Origin of the sequence: Paraburkholderia sp. RL17-381-BIF-C (genome assembly GCF_046026435.1) — a bacterium.
GTDB lineage: Bacteria > Pseudomonadota > Gammaproteobacteria > Burkholderiales > Burkholderiaceae > Paraburkholderia.
Genome location: NZ_JARESX010000223.1, coordinates 1 through 536 on the forward strand (window position 1 = coordinate 1; position 536 = coordinate 536).

Genomic DNA, 536 nt, shown 5'->3' on the forward strand with positions numbered 1-536 from the left:
AGGGAGTTCGTGGGTAATGATCCGTCGGCGCTGATTCTCGGCGACAACATTTTCTACGGGCACGATCTGGCGAAGCAGCTGGAAAACGCCAACGACAAAACCGAAGGCGCCACTGTCTTTGCGTACCACGTGCACGACCCGGAACGGTATGGCGTGGTCGAGTTCGACCGCGAGTTCCGTGCGCTTTCGATCGAGGAGAAGCCCGCAAAGCCGCGCTCGAATTACGCGGTCACGGGTCTCTATTTCTACGACAAGCAGGTGTGCGACATTGCCGCGGATATCAAGCCGTCGCCGCGTGGCGAGCTTGAAATCACCGACGTCAACTCGCGTTATCTCGCCAACGCAGCGCTCAATGTCGAGATCATGGGCCGCGGTTACGCCTGGCTCGATACGGGCACGCACGACTCGTTAATCGAAGCGGCGACCTTCATCGCCACGCTGCAGAAGCGTCAGGGACTGGTGGTCGCGTGTCCCGAAGAGATTGCGTACCGGCGGCAATGGATCGACGGCGAACAATTGCAGGCTCTCGCCAAACC

The 536-nt window shown here is 59.7% G+C and carries 1 protein-coding gene; it reads left to right on the top strand.

Annotation, left to right across the window (positions count from 1 at the left end):
• On the top strand, window positions 1-536 hold a 536-nt coding region (locus tag P0D70_RS36790; RefSeq protein WP_408188131.1), incomplete at both ends, for a sugar phosphate nucleotidyltransferase.